This window comes from Bacillus cereus group sp. MG1, assembly GCF_040460035.1.
GTDB lineage: Bacteria > Bacillota > Bacilli > Bacillales > Bacillaceae_G > Bacillus_A > Bacillus_A cereus.
In genome coordinates this window covers 3,514,240-3,537,115 of the sequence record NZ_JARVGY010000001.1, presented here as the reverse complement: position 1 = coordinate 3,537,115, position 22,876 = coordinate 3,514,240, and the positions used below count along the sequence as shown (strand labels likewise).

Here is a 22,876-nt window from a genome sequence, read left to right as displayed (position 1 = left end):
ATTAGTCGTTCTTCTGAAAAACCAACTTAGTCTCCACCACCTCCGCAATCTCCTCCGCCATCACTTGAGCTGCTACAATCGTTGCTACTGTAGTCACCGAATCCACTTGATGAGCTTGAATTGGATGAAGATTTTTTGCTTCTTTTTCTATCTTTTTTACTTTCATGACTAGGCCAAACCTTATCAAATAATATAAAGAATAAGATTCCTTCTACCATAACAAGCATAACGCCAAAAATACCTTCAATAACATTAGGTGTTATCCCCAAACATTTAACCATCCCACATAAAAACACACAAAAAATCACATACAAGAACATACAAATATATCGAAATACTTTTTCTATCATAAGGACTACTTTTTGTGAAAAAGGTATGTTCTGCTCCTGTTTTTTCTTTATGTACTTTTGTCTCTTTGCTTGCTTTTTCTTCCTCTTTTTACTCCCCATTGAATCCCCTCTTTTTATTATATAATTCTAAATTATCATAATAAAAAATGATTTACACCAATAAATAACAATTATTCACATGTTATTTCTCCATAAAAAAAGACCCTCCTCATAAAGGAAGGTCTCGAATGTATTTCTATTATGATAAAGCAGGAGCTTTTTCAAGAAGCTCTTTCGCATCAGCGTATTGTAAGCCGTGCGCTTCTGCAACTGCTTCGAATGTTACATAGCCATCTAATGTGTTAATACCTTTTAGTAATGCAGTGTTGCCTAAGCAAGCATCTTTGTAACCTTTGTTCGCAATTTGTACTGCATATGGTACTGTTACGTTTGTTAATGCAAGAGTTGACGTACGTGGAACTGCACCTGGCATATTAGCAACTGCATAATGAACAACGCCGTGTTTTTCGTAAGTTGGGTTGTCATGAGTTGTAATACGATCAGTTGTTTCGAAAATACCACCTTGGTCAATCGCGATATCTACAACGACAGAACCTGGTTCCATTGATTGAATCATTTCTTCAGTTACAAGTTTTGGCGCTTTTGCACCTGGAATTAATACTGCTCCAATAACAAGGTCAGATTCTTTAACAGCTTCTGCAATGTTGTATGGATTAGACATTAATGTTTTTACTTGGTTACCGAAAATATCATCTAATTGACGAAGACGTTCTGCACTTAAGTCAATGATTGTTACATCTGCACCTAAACCTACTGCAATCTTAGCTGCGTTTGTACCAGCTTGACCACCGCCGATGATTGTTACTTTGCCGCGTTTTACCCCTGGAACGCCTGCAAGTAAAATACCTTTACCACCTTTGTTTTTCTCAAGGAATTGTGCACCGATTTGTGCAGACATACGACCAGCTACTTCACTCATAGGTGCAAGTAATGGTAAAGAACGATTGTCTAATTGTACTGTTTCGTATGCGATTGATGCAACTTTGTTATCGATTAATGCTTTCGTTAATTCTGGTTCTGGAGCTAAGTGTAAGTATGTGAATAAAATTAAACCTTCACGGAAATAGCCGTATTCACTTGCTACTGGCTCTTTTACCTTCATAACCATATCTTGATTCCATGCTTCTTCAGCAGTTTCTACAAGTTTCGCACCAGCTTGTACGTATTCTTCATCCGTAAAGCCAGATCCTAAACCTGCTCCTTTTTGAACAAAAACTTCATGACCATTTTGTACTAAATGTACTGCTCCCGCTGGCGTCATTGCCACACGGTTTTCATTGTTTTTAATTTCTGTTGGAATACCGATACGCATGATTAGTTCCCCCTTGAGTTATGAAATGACCCCTGAATCATTTTTTTAAAGCGCTTTCTACGCTCTTATATTTTAACATAATATCTCAATATTTGACAAAAAAATAACACGAGTTTTCCGATAGATTTAATTTTATATTAAAGGACAGTATTATCCGCACCTCTCAGCACAATGGATAAACTGTCCAATTATTCGAAACTTCATCTTATTTTATTCTATCGATGTCTATGAATAACATCCACTGCACCAGTCACTTCAATAATTGTACCGGTAATCATATCGGAATCGTCCTCACATAAAAACGAAATGGTTCTTGCAATATCTTCACCTGTTCCAGATCTACCAATCGGTGTGTTATGCTCTTTCAGCTGACGTGCTTCTTGAATAGTTGCCTCTTTCATCTCGCCTATAATATCACCAGGACATACCATGTTCGCAGTAATACCATACTCCGCTTCTTCATAAGCAACTGTTTTCGTTAATGAAACAAGTCCTACTTTCGCTGCGGCAAAAGCTGAACGATAAATCCATCCCGGTGCACTATCCGCCCCTTGAAATCCGTAATTAATAATACGGCCAAAGTTCTGTTTTCTCATGACCGGGACGACAAGTTTTAATAAATGAAATACCGCTGTTAAATTCCCCTGAATCATTTCATTCCATTCATCTTCTTCATAATCAACTAACTTTTTTCGTTCAAATACATATGGACCAGCATTATTAATTAAAAAGTCAATTTTGCCAAAATGGCTCATCGCTTCTTCTACTATTTTATGTAAATCTTCCTTTTTCGTGACATCCGCTTGCACGAATTGTAGACGCTCTTCCACATCTTTATATGTTTCTTTCATCGTTTCCATAGCCGTGGTATCGCTATGGTACGTTACTGTTACTGAATAGCCTTTAGCCAATAACTTTTCTGTTACTTGCTTTCCTAAACCTTTCGTACCGGCTGTAATGAGCGCATGTCTCACAAAACTGCCCCCTTTTAAATTGCTATACTTCATATGTAACAAGTTCTCGCTCCAATTACAACTAAAATGAATTGAAACAGAGTTTTCAAAATTCTGTAACGTTTCTGGCAAGCACGTTACCAAAATTTGTTTTATAATTAAGTTGTAAACAGTTATAAAACAGATTGGGAGGAATTTACTATGAATAATACATATACAAATATTTTAATCGCGGTGGATGGTTCTAAAGAAGCAGAAAAAGCCTTTAAAAAAGCAATTCAAGTCGCAAAGCGCAACAATGCAACATTAACAATTGCTCATATCGTTGATGTAAAAGCATACTCAGCAGTAGAAGCTTATAGCCGTGCAATTGCTGAACGGGCAAATCTATTTGCAGAAGACTTATTAGAAGACTACAAAAAAACTGCGCTTGAAGCTGGTCTTGAAAAAATTGAAACTGTATTAGAATTCGGTAATCCTAAATCAAAAATTTCAAAAGAAATCGCTCCAAACCATAAAGTAGATTTAATTATGTGTGGTGCGACTGGTTTAAATGCTGTTGAGCGTTTCCTAATTGGTAGCGTCTCTGAACATATTATTCGCTATGCGAAATGCGATGTCCTTGTTGTTCGTGGTGATGAAGAGCAAGGTGAGCTTTAATTTATAGATAAAACACCAAGTCCACATAGGCTTGGTGTTTTTCATTTCATAAACTTCACTATAAACACAAGACATGCTACGACAACAACGGTAATTGCCAACACATAAGGCGGAAGAAACTTCAAAGACCATAACGCCATCATGATTGTCGCGATCGTTAAGTACGTTTGCTTTGCACCCTCTGTCATTTTTTTACGAAGTAAGAAGACGTACAAATAGCCGATTGGCGGCGTAATGAAGCAAAGAACATATATGATTTTTGATTTTAAATACCATTTTTGTTCTCCAAGTTTCTTTATATCTCCTTCAATTCTCTTACTCTCTTGTTCTTTCGCTTCTTCTACAAGCGGATTTTCCTCTTCTCCTCGCTTTTCTTTCATATAAGGAAGAAAGTGCATAAAAAAAATAGTATGCGAATACGAACGCTCCAAATCCAATATTTAATCTTTCTAATGGAATATGTTCACTAAAAAAAGCAGCAGTAAGCACTAAAGACAAACAGTATGTCATCATCCAAAATGAATGTTTTCTCTTTTTCCGTTCCATTTCTTTTTCACCTTGTATATCTTTTCTTTTCGAAATCCATATAGAAATAAAGCAATCTACTACAAATAGAGCAAAAATAAATATCGCAACGTGTACTGTTTCTAAATCCTCAAATGAAAAGATATTTGGGAATGCAACGTGTAATACAATTAGCGTGTACAAAATTAACCCTATAAAATAAATACGTCTCATTTTTCATCCCTTTCTTATTTCCTAACATTACGTTAACATACATTTTTTAGAAATAGACGGACAAAATATATATGTGTAAAAAAGGAGGATGCAACATGGATGATTCTGAACGTATTATTTTAGATGTGAATGGGAAAGAACTCGAAATGCTAGATACGATTCGTACTCATTTTAAAGAGAAACATGGCGTTGAACTAAGTAACGGTGCATTACTTAGAGATTTGATGGATATTGAGTATATTCGAATTACGGAAGAACGACATAAGTATGATTAAAAGAAAAACGACTGCAGGCGAATGCCATCAGTCGTTTTCTTTCTTTATTTAAGCTCTTGATGCTTCCCGCCCATACCACCTTGCTCATTGCTATCTTGGTGTACAGTTAGTTTATTTGTTTTCGTATCTTTTAAAACTCTATATGTATATGATTCATTTGGTTCATCTTTAAACTGCACATTCATTCCATACGAATCCATTTTGCTATAAAAGGCCGGTTTTATATATAAAATATCACTTTCTTTATATCCTTTATCTTGCAAATGCCACATCGTTGCGATAATCGCTTCTTCTCGCTTTTCTTTTTCACCAACATACATATATTTGTCCAAAAGAAACACTTTAGCATTTGCAATTAAACTAATTACCAGTACAATGATAAACACTATTTTTTTCATAGACTTCCCCTAAATTGTTATTTTTTACTATATTGTAACTTAAATATTATTAAAAAACAAAGTACGCCAGACTTTACTAGACTGGCGTACTTCCCAACTCAATTCTTAATAAATTCTTTCGTTAACCCCTTCGCCTTCTCCAAAGCGTTTTTGATTTGTTCAAATCCTGTTCCACCCGAACTATTACGACGCTTTACAGCCGCATATGGTGAAAGAACTTCATACAAATCCTCTTCAAATAAAGAGCTCATTTCTTTATATGTTTCAAGCGAGACATCTAATAAATAAATTCCTTTTTGTGTGCAATATAGCACTAACTTCCCAACAATTTCATGAGCTTGACGGAATGGTAGTCCTTTGTTTGCTAAATAGTCGGCAATTTCTGTTGCATTGGAGAAATCTTGCGTCACAGCTTGCCCCATTTTTTCTTTGTTTACAGTCATCGTTTCAAGCATGCCCGCCATAATATGAAGGCATCCTTCTACTGTTTTTACTGTATCAAACATTCCTTCTTTATCTTCTTGCAAGTCTTTATTGTAAGCGAGCGGTAATCCTTTCATTACTGTAAGTAAACTGAATAAATTACCGTATACTCTGCCTGTTTTACCACGGATTAGTTCCGCCATATCCGGGTTTTTCTTTTGCGGCATAATGCTGCTTCCAGTTGCGTATTGATCGCTCATTTCAATAAATTGAAACTCTTGGCTACTCCATAAAATAAGTTCTTCACAAAAGCGCGATAAGTGCATCATAAGCATAGATGAGTTACTTAAAAACTCCAAGATGAAATCACGATCGCTTACTGCATCTAAACTATTTTCATATATTCCATTAAATCCAAGAAGCTCCGCACTATATTCTCGGTCAATCGGGAATGTCGTCCCAGCTAGCGCTCCTGCTCCTAATGGGGAGATATTAATACGCTTTAACGAATCTTCATAACGATTTACATCACGCTCTAACATCCAAAAGTAAGCGAGAATATGATGAGCAAATGAAATCGGCTGAGCACGTTGCAAATGCGTATAGCCAGGCATAATCGTTTCAATATTATTTTCTGCTTGATGAACAAGAACAGTTTGCAATTGTTTTGTAGCTTTTATAATATGTTCTACCTTTTCTTTTAAATACAAATGCATATCTGTCGCTACTTGATCATTACGACTTCGGCCAGTGTGAAGTTTTCCTCCTACTTCGCCAATTTGTTCAATTAACATTTTTTCGATGTTTAAATGAATATCCTCTGCTTCTACTAAAAATTGTAGCTTATTCTCTTTTGCTTCTTTCAATAAATATTGAAGACCTACCTTTATTTTCTCTGCTTCTTCTTTCGTAACGATGCCTTGCTTTGCTAGCATCGTTACGTGTGCAATACTCCCGTTTATATCTTGATTTACTAATTGTTGATCGAAAGAGATGGATGCTCCAAACTCTTCAACCCACGCTTCCGCTTCTTCAGTAAAACGTCCGCCCCAAAGTTTGCTCACGCTTCCACCTTCTTTTGATTCACTTGGCTGTATACTTTCGTCGGTAAACCAAATAATGAAATGAATCCAACTGCTGCATCATGATTAAATTCGTCCTGGGCAGTATATGTTGCTAATTTTTCATCGTATAAAGAGTATTCAGATTTACGTCCTTCTACAATCGCATGACCTTTAAATAATTTCACACGCACTGTACCTGTTACATTCTTTTGCGTTTCTTGTAAAAATGCATGAAGCGCTTGTTTTAAAGGTGAGAACCATAAACCGTTATAAATAAGTTCTGTTATTTTCTGTTCAATCACTGGTTTAAAATGCGCTACTTCTTTTACGTGTGTTAAATCTTCCAACTCTTTATGCGCAGTGATTAACGTCATTGCTGCTGGGCATTCGTATACTTCACGAGATTTAATACCGACAAGACGATTTTCTACGTGATCAATACGTCCAACGCCGTGTTTTCCAGCAAGCGCATTTAACGTTTTAATTAATTCTGCAAGTGAATATGCAGTGCCATTTAAAGTAGTCGGTACGCCCGCTTCAAATCCGATTTCTACAAACTCTGGTTTATTCGGTGTATCTTCTAACGCTAATGTCATCTCATATGCATCTTCTGGCGGCGCTGCCCATGGATCTTCTAAAATTCCACATTCGTTGCTGCGTCCCCATAAGTTTTGATCGATTGAAAACGGGCTATCTAAATTAATCGGAATTGGTACATCGTTTTCTTTTGCATATGCAATTTCTTCTTCACGTGACCATTTCCATTCACGTACAGGCGCAATCACTTCTAAGTAAGGATTTAATGCTTGGATAGAAACTTCAAAACGAACTTGGTCATTTCCTTTTCCTGTACATCCGTGTGCAACTGCAGTTGCGCCTTCTTGTTCTGCGATTTCTACTAATTTCTTCGCAATAAGCGGACGAGATAATGCAGAGACAAGAGGGTATTTTCCTTCGTATAATGTGTGTGCTTGCATCGCCATCAATGCATATTCGTTTGCAAATTCTTCTTGAACGTCAATCATATATGATTTAATTGCACCTACTGAAAGTGCCTTTTCTTTTACAAATGCTAAGTCTTTACCTTCCCCTAAGTCTAAACAAAGCGCGATAATATCATAATTCTTCTCTTGTAACCATTTAATTGCAACGGAAGTATCAAGACCTCCGGAATATGCTAATACAACTTTTTTCTTCTCCATTTTGCATCCCCCTAAAGAATAAATATTCATTTTCTTTTATAATAATTCACACTTTAACACCTTTCACAAAATGTATCAAGAGTCATTTTCAAATTTTTTCAAACAATTTCGTCGAACTTCTTTCTGTTTTTCTGTACAATATAAGCAGGAAAACGGGGGTGAACTTATGGAAAAGTATTTCTTATACGATGAACATCTAGGAATTGAAATTCCACATTTACAAGAAGACTGGGAAGAAATCCCCGAAAAAATGCAACATGCTATTTTACTAAAATGGGAACAAGTTCGCGGGAAAATTCCTGATCGTATAAAAGAACTTGAGCACTATATTAATAAAAAACAACATTATTTAAATAACGAAGAAGACTTCGAAGTTTCTTGTAAACTAAATTCAGAAATTGCCGATCTTGCTTCCATCATTAATGACCTTTGGCTTTGGTATCGACTCACTCAAAATGTATCTGAGGGGAAAGCACACCAATGAAAAAAGCATGTCCCTCAATTACTTTGGGTCATGCTTTTTTTGTCGTAACATGATTTACAATATATCTCTTGTGCTGTTTTTGCCAAACACACATCAAAAGGGCCAACTAATATACTTCTTTCTTTCGGCAACTTTACAAAAGCAACAAGCTCTTCTTCATATTGAATTTTTTTCTGACATGAAATACATATTAATTCTTTTCTTTTGAACATTTCTTTTAGCATACCTTCACTCTCCCCTTCATCTATCTATATTAATATACTCTCATAATAGTTAAGACTTGTAAAAAAATGACACATTCCGAATCGAATGATTCATATACTATGTACAAAAGGAGGTCTACAGCTTATGCGTGCTTTCGTTATTATCGCTTTAACTTTTTTAAGTGTGATTAGTTGGGATGCGTTTTTCAAAGATAAAAGTGATGAAAAGAATACAACGGAATAAAACCTTTTTTTCTTACTTATTGGACAAACCGTTACAAACTGTCCAATCCTCCGAAATAACTTAGGCTTTTCTACAAAAATATTTAAACATAACATTTTTTGTAGATTCCCTCCGTTTATTGTCGGTTTCCATCCGCATACATTTTTTAAAAGTATGATATAATAGTATAAATCTTGAAGGAAGGGATTTTGATATCATGATCGCTCGAAGGAGCATGTGGCATCGTATTGACGAATCATACACGTAGCGTATTTTTCAGCTCAGATACTTTAGTCTAGCGAAAAAAATACGAGAGTGGGGAAATTATGATTGCCCGAAGGATAATTTGGCAAAAAAAAGACTCTTCTTACACATAGCGTTTTGTTTAGGACTTAATTGTTACTAACTAAACAAAACAAAGAAGAGCAGGATTGCTAAATGAAGAATCCTACTCCACGTTTTGTTTAGTCGTTTTAAGACTTAAACTAAAACGAAGGTAGGGAGAATTGATGGACGAGAGGATTATTCGTTATTTCTTCAGCGACATATAGCGTAGTTAGTTTTTTCGTAAACTAACTGAAAGCTACATGTGAGCTCGTAGTTAGTTTACAACACAAAAAGGACTACTAACTACGGAAAGAAGGAATAACGATGAGGAACATCCAAAGTCGGCAAATTATTAAAGAAATTTTTATGGTTTTAATCGGTTCATTTATTTTAGCAGCAGCGCTATATCACATTCACTTCCAAAACCACTTAACAGAAGGTGGCTTTGTAGGAATTGCACTATTCATTCAAAACTTTTATGATATTTCACCATCTATTTCAACTGTATTAATGGATATCCCAATTATTTTACTGTGTGCTTCATTTTTAGGTAGAAAAATGGTTGGCTATTCATTCCTAGGTTCAATTTCATTCGGAGTATTTTATTCCTTTATGGAAAATTATTCTCCATTTACGGTAGATTTATCAAATAACTTATTTATAGCTGCAGTAGTTGGCGGTGCGTTAGCTGGTATTGGACTCGGTTTTATATTGCGATTTGGCGGTGCAACCGGTGGAGACGATATTTTAACAATTGTATTAAGTAAACGAACTCGTTTTACAATTGGGCAAATTTTCTTCGTCTTTGACGCGATTGTTCTTGCGCTTTCATTATATTATTTAAATTGGACAGAAATTGCTTTTACTATTCTTTCGATTGCCGTACAGGCAAAAACATTGGATTTAATTTATTATCCAAAAACAGAAAAAACAGCAGAAAAGCAGCCAGTATCTGTTCCAATGTCTAAAAAACATGCAACAAATTAAAAAAGCGAAAGGCTTCGGCCTCTCGCTTTTTTTATGCTCTTTTTTCTTTCTCGACTATATGGCGCACTTGATAAAATCTATTTGCAAATTCAGTAACGTTTCTTGTTAAACGATAATTCACTGTAGATCCAATTGCCATTCCAATTACCGGTATACCTTGGAATAATTTACGACGAAGAGCATAAATCGAAAATGTCTTCAAAATTTGTTTTAACACAACCTCAGTAGAAGCTGTTTGTAGCACTGCTTCGTCTCCTTCGTAGAAGAACGAATCTTCTTGCTCCAGCTCTTGCAATAAATTGTACCATGCGTATTGCTGAAGTCTTCCTGGTAGTAATGACGCATGAAACACCTTTAACGCAAGCATCATTTCATACGGCTTGTTCACATCATGTCCAAATGATGTTGCAATAAGTTGGACTGCCTTCACATTTAATGCGATCATAACCGGAAAATCCGCCGTTAATAATAATAAACCTCCAGCACCTGTTGCCCCGCCTTGTACAAATGAATATAGACGATGACGTGCTGTTTGCTGCTCTGCTATGTATGTTAATTGATCAATAGATAATGCTTTCAAATCTTCAAGCTGTTCAATCGATTCATCAAATAATCTTGATGTTCCTAAAATCCGATTACGTGCATCTAACTGTGCTTGTGAACTTTGAATAAATGCATGCAAATGAAAGAGCCATCCATCTGCTTTCGTGAAGAATTCTTTTCGCTTTTTCTCAGGTAATTTCGCAACTGTAGTATGTAACCATTTATCAAACACTTTTTGAAAATCGGTCGCTTCTTGCTCAACTAATTGCGCTTCCCATTCTTTTATATTGTCTAAAATGGCTTGTTCTCGCTTCGATCGCATCGTAACAACCACCTCGTTCGATTTTTTTCTATTGTAACATATTTCTGCTTATTCTTTGCAAATATGCTTGTCTATCTTTATTCACATACCATTTTTGAATGGCATAAAATATTAACAAAAAGGATGAGATAAATCACATGAATCTATCCGATATAAAAAAAGAATATAATGCGGTATTCAGCTTAGGACAAAACTGCTGGCCTGCTTGGGCATTATATCAATTAGAATTATCACCATTTTTTGGCGTTATTGATTTTATGCTAAGCCCCTCATTAGAAAAAGTGAATGTATTATTACAAAATCGATTTGACCGCTTTTTAAATTTCGAAAATTTATCCTTCATCTCATTTTGGGATGATGATGCAAAATTAAGATTAAGGGACAACCTTTATGAAATTGACTCCTGTCATGACTTTAAAACAGATGTAAACACACCAACTTCTTGGCCTTCTTATACAGAAATTAAGTTAAATTATGAACATCGTATTAATCGTTTTCTAGCTACAATTGAAACGGCCGAATCCATATTATTTATTCGAACTGGAGGAACATATGAAGAAGCATGTTCCCTAGAACAAATTTTATCTCAAATCGTTACACATACATTCTCTGTCCTGTTACTAATTCCTGCCGATATACCAACTATCACCCAAGAAGATTGGGGATTACAACGTGTTTGCGTTATGAAATGTCCTATTATGGATGTATACCAATACAATGAAGCATTTTGGAAAGACTTATTTGATGGAATTACGATTAGACCACATTCTTAAATACATGACACCTTTACTACAAAACATATTATAATCTTCCTTATACAAAAAAATAAGGAGTGATTGTATATGTATCCACGTGCAAAGGCTTTTGGCATTGCTATACATCACGGGCGTCTTCTCGTACAAGAATATCATTCAGCCGATGAAACATTTTACCGACCTCTTGGTGGTTCAATTGAACTTGGTGAACAATCAGCACATACCGTTATTCGTGAATTTAGGGAAGAGCTTCATACAGAAGTGGAAATCACCAATTATTTAGGCTGTTTAGAAAATGTCTTTCATCTAGATGGAGACATTGGTCATGAAATTATTCAACTATATTCTTTGCGTTTATTAGACACGTCACTATATGAAATGAAAATATTAAATATACAAGATGAGGAAACAGTAGCATATGCGAAATGGATTCCTATTACGGCATTCATTCAGAAAGAAAAAATATTATATCCGGATGGAGTTTTAAAATACATCTAAAAGAAAAAAGACGAAATCCTATAGGATCTCGTCTTTTTTTTCATATATTAACCAATATCTCCAAGACGTAGTACGTCACGAGCAATCATAACTTCTTCGTCAGTTGGAATTACGATAATTTTTACTGGAGAGTGTGGGAAGCTGATGAATGCTTCTTCACCGAATACGTTATTACGTTTTGCATCGAAGTATACGCCCATGTACTCAAGGCCTTCTAATACGCGCTCACGAATAATCGCACTGTTTTCACCTACACCAGCTGTGAAGATGATTGCGTCTACACCTTTCATACGAGCAGTGTAAGAACCGATGTATTTGTGGATACGGCTTACGAATACATCAAGTGCTACTTTCGCACGGTGGTCGCCTTCTTCTTCTTTCGCAATGATGTCACGTAGGTCACTAGAGTAACCAGTAAGACCTAACATACCACTCTTCTTGTTTAATACGTTAACTACTTCTTCTACTGTTTGGCCTGTTTTTTCCATGATGTATGGAATTAACGCAGGGTCAAGGTTACCAGAACGTGTACCCATTGTTACACCAGCAAGTGGAGTGAAGCCCATAGAAGTATCAATAGATTTACCGCCTTCTACTGCTGCGATACTTGCACCGTTACCTAAGTGACAAGAAAGTAAGCTTAAGCTTTCAATTGGACGACCTAATAATTCAGCCGCACGCTCAGTTACATATTTATGAGAAGTTCCGTGGAAACCGTATTTACGGATGCCGAATTTTTCATAGTACTCATATGGTAAGCTGTATAGGAATGCAGATTCCGGCATTGTTTGGTGGAATGCTGTATCGAATACTGCTACTGCTGGTACGTTTGGTAATACTTCTTGGAATGCTTTAATACCAACAACGTTTGCTGGGTTATGAAGTGGTGCTAAATCGCTTAATTCTTCGATATCAGCTAATACTTCATCAGTAATTAAAACAGAGTCAGCAAATTTTTCGCCGCCGTGAACAACACGGTGACCGATACCGCCAATCTCATCTAGAGATTTAACGATTCCGTTTTCAGTTAACTTTTTAAGAAGCATATTAACTGCTACTGCGTGATCTGGAATGTTTGTAATTTCTTTTTGTTTTTCGCCATCTACAGTAATAGTGAAGATACTATCTTCTAAACCGATACGTTCTACTAAACCTTTTGTTAATACTGTTTCACTTGGCATTTCAAATAATTGGAATTTTAAGGAAGAGCTTCCTGCGTTAATCGCGATGATTTTTGACATCTAGTCTTTCGCCCCTTTTTCTCTTGGTAGTTGTGTGGATGTTTCCACAAACCGCTCGATTTTATCTGATCAAATTCACTAAATATGAAAACGTTTCATCATTAGCAAATTTTATACTCACGATTTTAATTTAAACATCGTCCGACATATATTTCAAGTAAAAAAATTGTAACACCAAGAAAAAATATATATTACAGATTTCAAAAAAATTCAGTTAAATCTTGTATATATTTAAAAATATGACATATTATATAAAACTGTACTACATAAATCACTAATGCTGTTACATATACCTAGCTTTATTTATGTGTTGCAAACCAAGTATTTAATTGATCCATAATGTCTTCCATCGCCTTCATATTAGAGAATTTAGGCAACTCCACTAATAACGCCTGTTTTGGCATTGTTACATTAGCGCCTTTCTTTTGGAGAACAAATATACTTTTTGCATTTTTCTCGTTTTTAAACATGGAAACAGGAAGCTGTAATAACCCTTGAATAAAGCATGTTTCTTTAATAAATGCATGTAATTTCGGTGCTTGGTCACTTTCAAAAATGAAGTTTGGTACTAAGAAGAATAAGTAACCGCCCTCTTTCGTATGTTTCACACTTTGTTCAATAAATAAGTGATGGGCATACGACATTCCTTCATCTGCTTTTAATTTATATTCACTTGCACCGATTTCGTTTGGATAATAACCAACCGGTAAGTCTGAAACGACTGCATCAACTGGATCGATATAAAGTGGTGCTAGTCCATCTTGATGGAAGAATTCGATTGCATGCTTTTGTAAATTTGCATTTACTAAAGCAAGTTTAATTAGCACTTCATCCACTTCTACACCAAATCCACTCATTGTTAGTCCTTCTTTAGCGCTATTAAACACTGTAGTCATTAAGTTACCTGTTCCAATTGCAGGATCTAAAACTGTAATTTCATTTTGACCTTGCATAAATTTATGGAATAAGTAACTCATGAACATCCCAACTGCATCAGGTGTCATTTCGTGATTCGCTTGTACGCCTTCTTTCATTCCTTTTAAGATGGCTAACTGAAATGCTTTACGAATTTCTTCACCTTTATATGTTTCTTCATTAAACGTACTATATTCACGATTCAGCCTTTCAATTGCTGATTCGGATAATTCCTCTTGTAAAATCGCTCCCTCAAACAAGTTATCACCTGTTTCTACAAGCGCCTCTAAATATGTTACATCTAATTCTTTACGTAAAACTACCGCAGAAGAATCAAAAATAGAAAATAATGTTTCTACTGTCTGACTCACGTACATTCCTCCTTCTCTCTTTTACACATAACTTATATCATACCACAAAGTGATTTTTTCCAAAAAGAAAAAGCGACCTCCTGTAAAGAGCTCCCCTTTAGTTATATATGATATAACGTTTTTTCTCATATATCGATGCCGTTACAGAGCAATATATGAGAAAAAACGACCTCTTTATAAGAGGTCATTTTCTTCACATTACTTCGCAGATTTAGCTGCTTCTAATGCTGCTTCATAGTTTGGATGGCTTGTACCTTCGCTTACGTATTCTACGTAAACTACTTTGTCATTGCTATCTACTACGAATACTGCACGAGCAAGTAAACGAAGTTCTTTCATTACTAAGCCGTAAGCTTCACCGAATGAAAGGTCGCGGTGGTCAGAAAGTGTTACAACATTTTCTAAACCGTTTGCTGCACACCAGCGTTTTTGAGCGAATGGTAAATCAGCGCTAATTGTTAATACTTTCGCGTTTTCAATACCTGCTGCATCTTGGTTAAAACGACGTGTTTGTGCATCACACACACCTGTGTCGATTGAAGGTACAACACTAATTAATTTCACTTCGCCTTTGTATGTTTCTAAACTTACTGGAGATAAGTCGTTTGCTAATACTTGGAAGTTTGGCGCTTGATCGCCAACTTTAACTTCTGTTCCAACTAAAGTCATTGGATTACCTTTAAAAGTTACGTTTGCCACTTGAAAATCCTCCCTTATTTAAACAAAATATGTACAATGTAAATGATAGTTTGTCCCTATCGATAATGCAAATAAAATCGCTTTATTTACAAAAAAATTAAAGAAGCTAACCTATTGATTAGCTTCTTTATTCGTTAAATTTGAAATTCAGGATCATCTTCTTTTCGTTTATCCATCATTTCTTTCACTTTATCAACAGCTTGTGGCGCTAATTCAATTATTTTATCGATGACATGTGTTTGTTTATCTAAGTGCAATACTTTCACACCATCTCCATTTATAACAAGAAAGGCAACAGGATTAATAGAAACTCCTCCACCACTTCCCCCGCCAAATGGATGGCGGCCTGAATGTTCTACTTTACCAAATTCACTTCCACCAGCAGCAAACCCGAAACTTACTTTCGAAACAGTAAGAATTACACTTCCATCTGCCGCTTTAATTGGGTCACCAACAATTGTATTTACATCAGTCATTTGTTTTAAATGCTGCATTGCTGTTGTCATTAAACCTTGAATTGGATGTTCCATTCTATATCCCCCCTATGCTTGAACAGATTTTTCTGTCATACCAGATCTTTGCTTCCTCATAAATATGAGCAATTTCACCGCTGTTTTTATAGTGCGGAATATACGAAAAGATGCTGTTAACTCACATCTTGATGCAAATCCTTTTCCTTGAAAAACTGGGGTAATTTCAAATTCTGGTACGTCGACAATATGCATATATTGTCCGACAACTCCAGCAGCCATACCTTTTGTCCCCCATGCATATCCAGTGACAATTCCAGTACTAGCTGCGTCGCCTGCTCCAATTTGTGTATGCCATTTCCAACCATTGATTTTCACTCGTTTGAGAAAATCTTTAACAATAGTATGAACTTCTTGAAGCTTTTTTATCAGTTCACCAATGCTGTCAAGTTGCGCCATAATTTTATTATCGAGTCCGCCGTCCTCTTCAGCTTTTTCGATTTTCTGTCCTGTCTTTTTCTGCTGTTTTTCAATTCTTTCCAACACATCAAATGTATATCGAATCATCCATATTTTCACTTGAAGCAAACATTTCTTTTCCATTTCTGAATATAAAAATGTCACCTTAAGCTTTATTTTTGACAATAGTATAAACAAAATAAAAAGAAGAAGAATTATTATTCCAATTACGAGCCACTTCATACGTATCATCCTTTCACTCCGTACCCATTATCGACAACTTTATTCATCATTAAACAGAGTTCTATAAGATTGAATATAAAAATTTTTCTAAAAATAAAAAGGTGTTTTGACATTTTATATCGAAATATATTATTTGAACATATCATCAGGGAACGGACTCTAATGATATGTAGCACGAAAAACAGAAAATTTAACTGCAGTGGAGGGATACATAATGGCAGATCGTCGCAATTTATTTTTCTTTTATGGTGATGACAAAGCAACGCTCGTTGAAAAAATGAAACCAATCTATCGTATTTTAGAAGAGAATGGATTTACCATATTAGATCATCCAAAAAATGCAAACGCTATCGTCAGTGTTGGAGATGATGCAACCTTCTTACAAACCGTTCGTAAAACTGGTTTTAGGGAAGATTGCTTATACGCAGGGATTTCTACGAAAGATGAAACTTCGTTCTACTGCGATTTCCATATTGATCACGTTGATACAGCCCTTCAAGAAATTACAAAAAATGAAATTGAAGTGCGTAAATATCCAACAATTCAGGTAGATGTAGATCACAGTACATCTTTCCATTGTTTAAATGAGTTCTCATTACGTTCTAGTATTATAAAAACATTCGTTGTAGATGTTCACGTTGATGATTTATATTTCGAAACATTTAGAGGTGACGGTTTAGTAGTTTCTACCCCAACAGGAAGTACTGCTTACAATAAATCATTGCATGGCGCAGTTGTTGACCCACTTATTCCATGTTTCCAAGTAAGCGAACTAGCATCTTTAAACAACAACACTTACCGTACGCTCGGTTCACCTTTCATTTTAAATCACGAACGTACATTAACTTTAAAACTAAGACCAGACGGTAACGATTATCCTGTTATCGGCATGGATAACGAAGCGCTTAGCATTAAACAAGTGGAAAAAGCTGTTGTACGCTTAAGCGATAAACAAATTAAAACAGTTAAATTAAAAAACAATTCTTTCTGGGAAAAAGTACAGAGAACGTTTTTATAGGATTAAAATAACCGCAGAATTATGGAATTCCATAATTCTGCGGTTATTTATTTACCCCGATTGGCGCGGACAATACTCTCTTACTATCCACCCGTTATTCTTGTCAGTTTTTGTCGGTAAGTCGATATATTTTAATAATCGCTCATATATTTCGAGTTACGATAGATATATTTCAATAATCGCTTATATATTTCGAGTTACAGTCGATATATTCCGAAAATCGCTGATATATTTTTACGCATTTTTTCTATAGACAACTTGGCCATCTATTACGGTCATTTCTGCTTCTACTTCTTTTATTTCTTCTGCCTCAATTTCAAAAATATTGCGGTCTAATATTGTAAAGTCTGCTTCATATCCTTTTGTAATTTGCCCTCGCTTCGCTTCTTTTCCGATTGCATAGGAACTTCCTGTTGTAAATAAAGAAACAGCCTCATATACCGTTAATCTTTCCTCAGGCATATAGCATACACCGTCAATAAAACTTCTACGTGTAACAGCGCTATATATACCTAGAAACGGATTTACTTGTTCAATGGGGGCATCTGAGCCACCATTACAATGTAGCCCTGCTTCCAGTAATGTCTTCCAAGCATACGCATAACGAAGACGGCGCTCTCCTAGTTTTTCAATGACTGACGGAAAATCTGATGAAAGAAAGACTGGCTGTATATCTATAATGACTTGCAAGTTTTTCATTCTTTCAATTAACTCCTCACGAGCAAGCTGACAATGAATAATGCGGTCACGTAACCCTTTTGCTGGTGGATATAATTCGAGTGCATCAATGACATATTCAAGCGATAAATCACCGATAGTATGAATCGCAACTGGCATATGTAAATCTCGTGCTTTCTTCACTAATTCTGCAAGTTCTTCACATGAGAAAATCGCAACCCCATTCGTTTCCTTCGCATCTTCATACGGTTCACTTAATAATGCTGTTCTTCCGCCAAAAGAACCGTCAGAAAAAATTTTCATTGCCCCAAATTCAATATAATGTTCATTTTCATATTCTTTTCGTTCATGTGCTACTTCATGGTGAACGAGCAAATGGGCTTTAAATGGCATTTCTTTTATCACATGAGAAAACGCATTATGCGTTTTTCTAAAACCACCATAATAATTTAAATCTTCCGTATGCCCGCCAACAAGTCCGTATTTCCAGCAATCTTTAATCGCTGTTTGCAGAGCTCTTTGTAAATAAGCTTCATCAATTTCTGGCTGAACATGTTTAATTAATTCTTGCCCTTGTTCATATAAAAGTCCTGTTAACTTATTTGATGAATCTCTGCCAATTTTCCCGCCTTTTGGATCTTCTGTCGCTTCTGTTATATTCGCTTCTTGCAGTATGTATGAATTCACCCATGTAACGTGACGACAAACTCTCTTTAATAAAATAGGATGGTCTTTCGAAATTTCATCTAAATCACGCGCGTGAACATCTTTCGTATCTGTAAAGTTATTTTCATTCCATCCTTCTCCAATAATCCAAGAGCCCTTTGGAGCTTCTTCCACTCGCTTCTGAACAAGAGTCAGTACTTCGCTATAAGATGTACAATTTGATAAATCTAGACGGAGTAATCTCTCTCCATGCCCAATAAGATGCATATGGCTATCAACGAGACCTGGGATCATTGTTTTTCCTTTTAGGTCATGTAACTTTACGTTTGAATATCTGCTTTCTAATTCTCCCTTATTACCAGCATCAACAATTATGCCGTTTTCAACGTAAACAGCGTCCACTTTTTCATTTTCTTCTCTCATTGTGTAAATGGTGCCGCCATACCAAATTTCTCCCATATATCCCATCTCCTTTATTTTTTATTGTATAAAAAAAAGCACCATTTCAAAACATGGTGCTTTTCTAAAAATTACTTTTGTTCAGTAGTAGACGTTGTAACTTGCCATTCAATATTAAATTTATCTTTTACTTGTCCGTATGCTGGGCTCCAGAATGTTTCTTGAAGTGGCATGATAACTTCTCCACCTTCTTGTAACTTATCGAATACTTCTTTTGCTTTTTCTGCATTACTAATTTGAATTGCGATTGTTACTTGAGATCCGTTTGCATGTCCTTGACCTGGGAATGTATCAGAAATCATAAGATCCGTATTACCAACTTTTAAAGTAGCGTGTAAAACGCGCTCTTTCGCTTCAGCTGGAATCGGGTATTCTGGATTTTCAGGCATGTCACCAAAAGTTTGCATGACTTCTACTTTTGCATCTAAAGCCTCTTTATAAAACTGTACAGCTTCTTGCCCACTACCATCTAAAACTAAGTACGGATTAATACCTAAAATCATACGGACACCTCTTTTTTAAGTTTATAAAATCGAACTTGTGTTCGTTTTTATATTATCATTGTTTTGCATTTCATTCAACTATTTACTTCACTGTTTTCAAAATTATTTTGACGGAATCTCCATCTCTTGTTTTCTAAGTTCAATACGGCGAATTTTTCCAGAAATCGTTTTTGGTAGTTCATCTACAAATTCAATTTTGCGAGGGTATTTATATGGTGCAGTGAGTTCTTTGACGTGTTGTTGGAGTGTTGGAATTAATGTTTCTTCGTTCTTTTCTATATTCTCTCTTAATACGATAAATGCCTTCACGACACTTCCACGAATTTCATCAGGACTTGCGACAACTGCACATTCTCTTACGTAAGGATGTTTTACAAGTGCATCCTCTACTTCAAACGGCCCGATTGTATAACCAGAGCTAATAATGATATCATCACCGCGCCCTTCAAACCAGAAGTAGCCGTCTTCATCTTTCTTCGCTTTATCACCTGTAATATAATAATCACCGCGGAATTGCATCGCTGTACGTTCATCGTCTTTGTAATATTGTTTAAAGAGGGCCGGCGTTTCAATGTGAACTGCAATATCACCAACTTCGCCTACTTTAACTGGAGTACCTTCCTCATTTACGATATCGACGTGGTTACCTGGCGTTGGTTTCCCCATTGAACCTGGTCTAATATCCATCCCTTTCATTACACCAACAAGTAATGTATTTTCCGTTTGCCCATAGCCGTCTCTCACTGTAATATGAAAGTGCTTTTGGAACGTTCCAATGACTTCTCTATTTAACGGCTCACCTGCTGATACAGCGCTATGTAATGCCTCTAAATTGTACTGACTTAAATCTTCTACCTTTGCCATTAATCTATACTCAGTCGGTGTACAACAAAGTACATTCACCTTATTATCGTCTAATAAGTTTAGGTACGTTTCCGGTTCAAACTTACCGTGATATACAAACCCTGTTGCCCCTGATCCTAGCGTTGCTAAAAACGGGCTCCAAATCCACTTTTGCCAGCCTGGACTAGCTGTTGCCCATACAATATCATTCTCTTCAATTCCGAGCCAATTTGGAGCGCTCGTACGTAAATGAGCGTATGCCCAAGCATGTGTATGAACGACACCTTTTGGATTTCCTGTCGTTCCTGACGTGTAAGATAAAAAGACCATATCTTCTTTATCTGTCTTCGCCATTTCTAACATGTCACTCTCTGTTTCTAACGCTGTTTTTAAATTAATCCATCCATCTACTGACTGCTCGCTCAGGACAAATTTCCGAAGAGATTCCATCGCTTCTATATCATCAAACTGCCTAATATACGGCTCATAGCTTACTATCGCTTTTACTTCTCCATGTCCAATTCGATATTCTATATCTTTTTTACGTAACATTTCCGAGCTTGGAATTACGACAAATCCTGCTTTAATAGCAGCAATATACGTCATGTACGCTTCAATTAAACGCGGCATCATAATGAGAAGCTTGTCCCCTTTTTGCAAACCACTTTTTATAAAAGCGTTTCCAATTTTATTCGCACCTTGCATTAATTCAGCGTATGTAACTTCCCTTCGATTCCCTTTATCATCTTGCCAAATTAAAGCTAATTTCCCTTTATCACCCGTATATTTCTCTATTTCAGAAACTAAATTATAAGACGGTGGCGCCAACAATTCTTCTCTCTTCATAAAATATCCTCCCTTTTCTTTATGCCTCCTTTATATAATAAAGAATTTTCTGTTAATTTTGAACCCTCTTCTTTTGACAAATTTTTCAGTTCTGTCGAATTACTAAATGAAATTACATCAACTTACCGACAAATGGCAACACAAAAAAGAAAGAGCGGGAGAACCCGCTCTTTCTAAGCCATCATATGGGATTATTTTTGGTAACCGCCTAATTGTTGCTCAGCTAGTGAAACTAGACGTTTAGTGATTTCACCACCAACAGAACCGTTAGCGCGAGCTGTTGCATCAGCTCCAAGTTGAACACCAAACTCTTGAGCGATTTCGTATTTCATTTGGTCTAATGCTGATTCAGCACCAGGAACCGCTAATTTATTTGTGCTACGTGACATGTTATATCACCTCCTTGTGAGTATAGAGTGTGATAAATAACATGACTTCATACACGTTTTAAATATGGTAATTTATGGTTTTAGAAAAGTTCTTCAAATTTTTCTTCTTCCGCCACTACTTCTACCGTTTGTAATACCATTGTTTCTTTGTTCGCTACAGCTTCATCGATTAATGGTGTGAAATCGTATTTCGCTTCAAAACGATTTGCTTTTTCACGTTTCGGCTTCGTCGCTGGGCTTGCTGGTGTAAATACAGTACAGCAATCTTCATATGGACGAATTGAAATATCATACGTGCCGATTTCTTCAGAGATTTTAATAATCTCTAATTTATCCATCGTAATAAGCGGACGAATAACTGGGTAGTTTGTTACTTCGTTAATCGTATGCATACTATCTAACGTTTGGCTTGCTACTTGTCCAAGACTTTCACCAGTCGTAATTGCAAGTGCGTTACGCTCCTCAGCAATACGTTCTGTAATACGCATCATCATACGGCGCATAACCGTCATTGAATAGCTAGATGGAATTTCTTTATTAATCGTTTTTTGCACTTCTGTAAACGGAACAAGGTGAAGCGTTACTCGTTTACAATACTTCGTTAACTCTTGCGCTAAATCGATTACTTTTTGTTTTGCACGCTCACTTGTGAAAGGTGGACTATGGAAGTGAACTGCTTCCACAGATACGCCGCGTTTCATCGTTAAGTAAGCTGCTACTGGGCTATCAATACCACCAGAAAGAAGTACCATTACTTTTCCGCCAACGCCAACTGGTAAACCGCCAGCTCCCATACGCTCATCACACATAATGTAGCTATAACCACTGCGAATTTCTACGCGTACATTTACATCTGGATTATGAACATCTACTGTAATATCTTCTGTGTTTTCTAGAATGTGTCCGCCAATCTCAGGTAATAATTCCATCGTTCTCATTGGGAAATGCTTATAAGAACGGTGTACAGTAATTTTAAATGTTTTCACATCACCTTTTACTTGTAAGAAAGCTGCTAATGCACCTTCTTTAATGTCTTCTAATTCTGATGGTACTTTCATCGCTAAGTTAAATTTATGAATACCGAATACATCTTTCAATCTTTCAGAGACTGCTTCATGATCTTCACCATTTAACTGGATGTACATACGATCATGTGTTGCATCGATTTTAATATTTGGGAATTTTTTCAGTTTGAACTTCACGTTATCTTTTAATGTGCTTACAAACTTAGAACGGTTCTTACCTTTTGTCGTCATTTCTCCGTAACGCACTAAAATATATTCATATTTCAACATAATT

25 protein-coding genes and 1 pseudogene are annotated in these 22,876 nt (G+C 36.0%); 7 read left to right on the top strand and 19 right to left on the bottom strand.

Annotated elements, in window-relative coordinates:
• Positions 1-26: 26 nt before the first annotated feature.
• The 3 genes from QCI79_RS18605 to QCI79_RS18595 form a co-directional block, all read right to left on the bottom strand.
• Positions 27-449, bottom strand: coding sequence for a hypothetical protein (locus tag QCI79_RS18605; RefSeq protein ID WP_000534936.1), 423 nt, complete (start codon positions 447-449; stop codon positions 27-29).
• Between the two features lie 139 nt (positions 450-588).
• Complete coding sequence (gene ald / locus QCI79_RS18600; RefSeq protein ID WP_001219402.1) at positions 589-1,722, bottom strand: alanine dehydrogenase; 1,134 nt, start codon at positions 1,720-1,722, stop codon at positions 589-591.
• A 215-nt stretch (positions 1,723-1,937) separates the two neighbouring features.
• Positions 1,938-2,729 carry an SDR family oxidoreductase gene (locus QCI79_RS18595; RefSeq protein ID WP_023901173.1) on the bottom strand — a complete coding sequence of 264 codons (792 nt, stop codon included), beginning with the start codon at positions 2,727-2,729 and terminating at the stop codon, positions 1,938-1,940.
• A gap of 147 nt (positions 2,730-2,876) precedes the next feature.
• On the opposite strand from QCI79_RS18595, the gene QCI79_RS18590 reads away from it, so the two are divergent.
• Positions 2,877-3,335 carry a universal stress protein gene (locus QCI79_RS18590; protein WP_001066673.1) on the top strand — a complete coding sequence of 153 codons (459 nt, stop codon included), beginning with the start codon at positions 2,877-2,879 and terminating at the stop codon, positions 3,333-3,335.
• Positions 3,336-3,376: 41 nt separating this feature from the next.
• Here the strand turns inward: QCI79_RS18590 and QCI79_RS18585 are convergent.
• Positions 3,377-4,073 (bottom strand): annotated as a pseudogene (locus QCI79_RS18585) (hypothetical protein).
• Positions 4,074-4,168: 95 nt separating this feature from the next.
• Between QCI79_RS18585 and QCI79_RS18580 the strand changes: the two are divergent.
• Positions 4,169-4,348, top strand: coding sequence for a hypothetical protein (locus QCI79_RS18580; protein ID WP_000342766.1), 180 nt, complete (start codon positions 4,169-4,171; stop codon positions 4,346-4,348).
• Positions 4,349-4,392: 44 nt separating this feature from the next.
• Here QCI79_RS18580 and QCI79_RS18575 read toward each other — a convergent pair whose 3' ends face one another.
• From QCI79_RS18575 to QCI79_RS18565, 3 genes are all read right to left on the bottom strand, one after another.
• Positions 4,393-4,746 (bottom strand): DUF3139 domain-containing protein, encoded by a 354-nt coding sequence (locus tag QCI79_RS18575; protein WP_000724675.1) that lies wholly within the window; start codon positions 4,744-4,746, stop codon positions 4,393-4,395.
• 98 nt (positions 4,747-4,844) lie between these two features.
• Positions 4,845-6,233, bottom strand: coding sequence for an argininosuccinate lyase (gene argH, locus QCI79_RS18570; protein ID WP_000041287.1), 1,389 nt, complete (start codon positions 6,231-6,233; stop codon positions 4,845-4,847).
• Positions 6,230-7,435 carry an argininosuccinate synthase gene (locus tag QCI79_RS18565; protein ID WP_000412315.1) on the bottom strand — a complete coding sequence of 402 codons (1,206 nt, stop codon included), beginning with the start codon at positions 7,433-7,435 and terminating at the stop codon, positions 6,230-6,232. The genes argH and QCI79_RS18565 overlap by 4 nt, the downstream gene beginning before the upstream one ends.
• 166 nt (positions 7,436-7,601) lie before the next feature.
• On the opposite strand from QCI79_RS18565, the gene QCI79_RS18560 reads away from it, so the two are divergent.
• Positions 7,602-7,919: a hypothetical protein gene (locus QCI79_RS18560; RefSeq protein ID WP_000417216.1), complete on the top strand. Its 318-nt coding sequence runs from the start codon at positions 7,602-7,604 to the stop codon at positions 7,917-7,919.
• Between the two features lie 14 nt (positions 7,920-7,933).
• Here QCI79_RS18560 and QCI79_RS18555 read toward each other — a convergent pair whose 3' ends face one another.
• Complete coding sequence (locus QCI79_RS18555; RefSeq protein WP_000910674.1) at positions 7,934-8,143, bottom strand: hypothetical protein; 210 nt, start codon at positions 8,141-8,143, stop codon at positions 7,934-7,936.
• Positions 8,144-8,996: 853 nt separating this feature from the next.
• Between QCI79_RS18555 and QCI79_RS18550 the strand changes: the two genes are divergently transcribed.
• Entirely contained in the window at positions 8,997-9,659 is a 663-nt protein-coding gene (locus QCI79_RS18550; protein ID WP_001244515.1) for a YitT family protein, read from the top strand.
• Positions 9,660-9,690: 31 nt separating this feature from the next.
• On the opposite strand, the gene QCI79_RS18545 is transcribed toward QCI79_RS18550, so the two are convergent.
• Positions 9,691-10,524 (bottom strand): EcsC family protein, encoded by an 834-nt coding sequence (locus QCI79_RS18545; RefSeq protein WP_001256853.1) that lies wholly within the window; start codon positions 10,522-10,524, stop codon positions 9,691-9,693.
• Positions 10,525-10,661: 137 nt separating this feature from the next.
• On the opposite strand from QCI79_RS18545, the gene QCI79_RS18540 reads away from it, so the two are divergent.
• Positions 10,662-11,297: a DUF1796 family putative cysteine peptidase gene (locus QCI79_RS18540; protein ID WP_001053732.1), complete on the top strand. Its 636-nt coding sequence runs from the start codon at positions 10,662-10,664 to the stop codon at positions 11,295-11,297.
• A 69-nt stretch (positions 11,298-11,366) separates the two neighbouring features.
• Positions 11,367-11,777: an NUDIX hydrolase gene (locus QCI79_RS18535; protein WP_000283467.1), complete on the top strand. Its 411-nt coding sequence runs from the start codon at positions 11,367-11,369 to the stop codon at positions 11,775-11,777.
• Positions 11,778-11,824: 47 nt separating this feature from the next.
• Here QCI79_RS18535 and ackA read toward each other — a convergent pair whose 3' ends face one another.
• The 5 genes from ackA to QCI79_RS18510 form a co-directional block, all read right to left on the bottom strand.
• Positions 11,825-13,018 (bottom strand): acetate kinase, encoded by a 1,194-nt coding sequence (gene ackA / locus QCI79_RS18530; RefSeq protein ID WP_000034575.1) that lies wholly within the window; start codon positions 13,016-13,018, stop codon positions 11,825-11,827.
• Positions 13,019-13,317: 299 nt separating this feature from the next.
• The gene (locus QCI79_RS18525) at positions 13,318-14,304 is read right to left on the bottom strand and encodes a class I SAM-dependent methyltransferase (RefSeq protein WP_000084367.1); all 987 of its coding nucleotides are present in this window, start codon (positions 14,302-14,304) and stop codon (positions 13,318-13,320) included.
• Positions 14,305-14,502: 198 nt separating this feature from the next.
• Entirely contained in the window at positions 14,503-15,003 is a 501-nt protein-coding gene (gene tpx / locus QCI79_RS18520) for a thiol peroxidase (RefSeq protein ID WP_000024529.1), read from the bottom strand.
• Between the two features lie 134 nt (positions 15,004-15,137).
• The gene (gene ytfJ / locus QCI79_RS18515) at positions 15,138-15,533 is read right to left on the bottom strand and encodes a GerW family sporulation protein (RefSeq protein WP_000400935.1); all 396 of its coding nucleotides are present in this window, start codon (positions 15,531-15,533) and stop codon (positions 15,138-15,140) included.
• A 12-nt stretch (positions 15,534-15,545) separates the two neighbouring features.
• Positions 15,546-16,184, bottom strand: a complete 639-nt coding sequence (locus QCI79_RS18510; RefSeq protein WP_002101410.1) for a DUF2953 domain-containing protein — start codon at positions 16,182-16,184, stop codon at positions 15,546-15,548.
• Positions 16,185-16,389: 205 nt separating this feature from the next.
• Here QCI79_RS18510 and QCI79_RS18505 point away from each other — a divergent pair, with 205 nt between their 5' ends.
• Positions 16,390-17,193: an NAD kinase gene (locus QCI79_RS18505; RefSeq protein WP_000785187.1), complete on the top strand. Its 804-nt coding sequence runs from the start codon at positions 16,390-16,392 to the stop codon at positions 17,191-17,193.
• A 234-nt stretch (positions 17,194-17,427) separates the two neighbouring features.
• Here the strand turns inward: QCI79_RS18505 and QCI79_RS18500 are convergent, their stop codons facing one another.
• From QCI79_RS18500 to thiI, 5 genes are all read right to left on the bottom strand, one after another.
• Positions 17,428-18,996, bottom strand: a complete 1,569-nt coding sequence (locus tag QCI79_RS18500) for an amidohydrolase (RefSeq protein ID WP_000503989.1) — start codon at positions 18,994-18,996, stop codon at positions 17,428-17,430.
• A gap of 71 nt (positions 18,997-19,067) precedes the next feature.
• A complete protein-coding gene (locus QCI79_RS18495; protein ID WP_000600356.1) occupies positions 19,068-19,499 on the bottom strand; it encodes a VOC family protein in 432 nt (143 codons plus the stop codon).
• A 102-nt stretch (positions 19,500-19,601) separates the two neighbouring features.
• The gene (mbcS, locus tag QCI79_RS18490; RefSeq protein ID WP_000817765.1) at positions 19,602-21,188 is read right to left on the bottom strand and encodes an acyl-CoA synthetase MbcS; all 1,587 of its coding nucleotides are present in this window, start codon (positions 21,186-21,188) and stop codon (positions 19,602-19,604) included.
• Positions 21,189-21,379: 191 nt separating this feature from the next.
• Complete coding sequence (locus QCI79_RS18485; RefSeq protein ID WP_000091640.1) at positions 21,380-21,577, bottom strand: alpha/beta-type small acid-soluble spore protein; 198 nt, start codon at positions 21,575-21,577, stop codon at positions 21,380-21,382.
• Positions 21,578-21,657: 80 nt separating this feature from the next.
• Positions 21,658-22,872, bottom strand: coding sequence for a tRNA uracil 4-sulfurtransferase ThiI (thiI, locus tag QCI79_RS18480; protein WP_000922338.1), 1,215 nt, complete (start codon positions 22,870-22,872; stop codon positions 21,658-21,660).
• Positions 22,873-22,876: the final 4 nt, after the last annotated feature.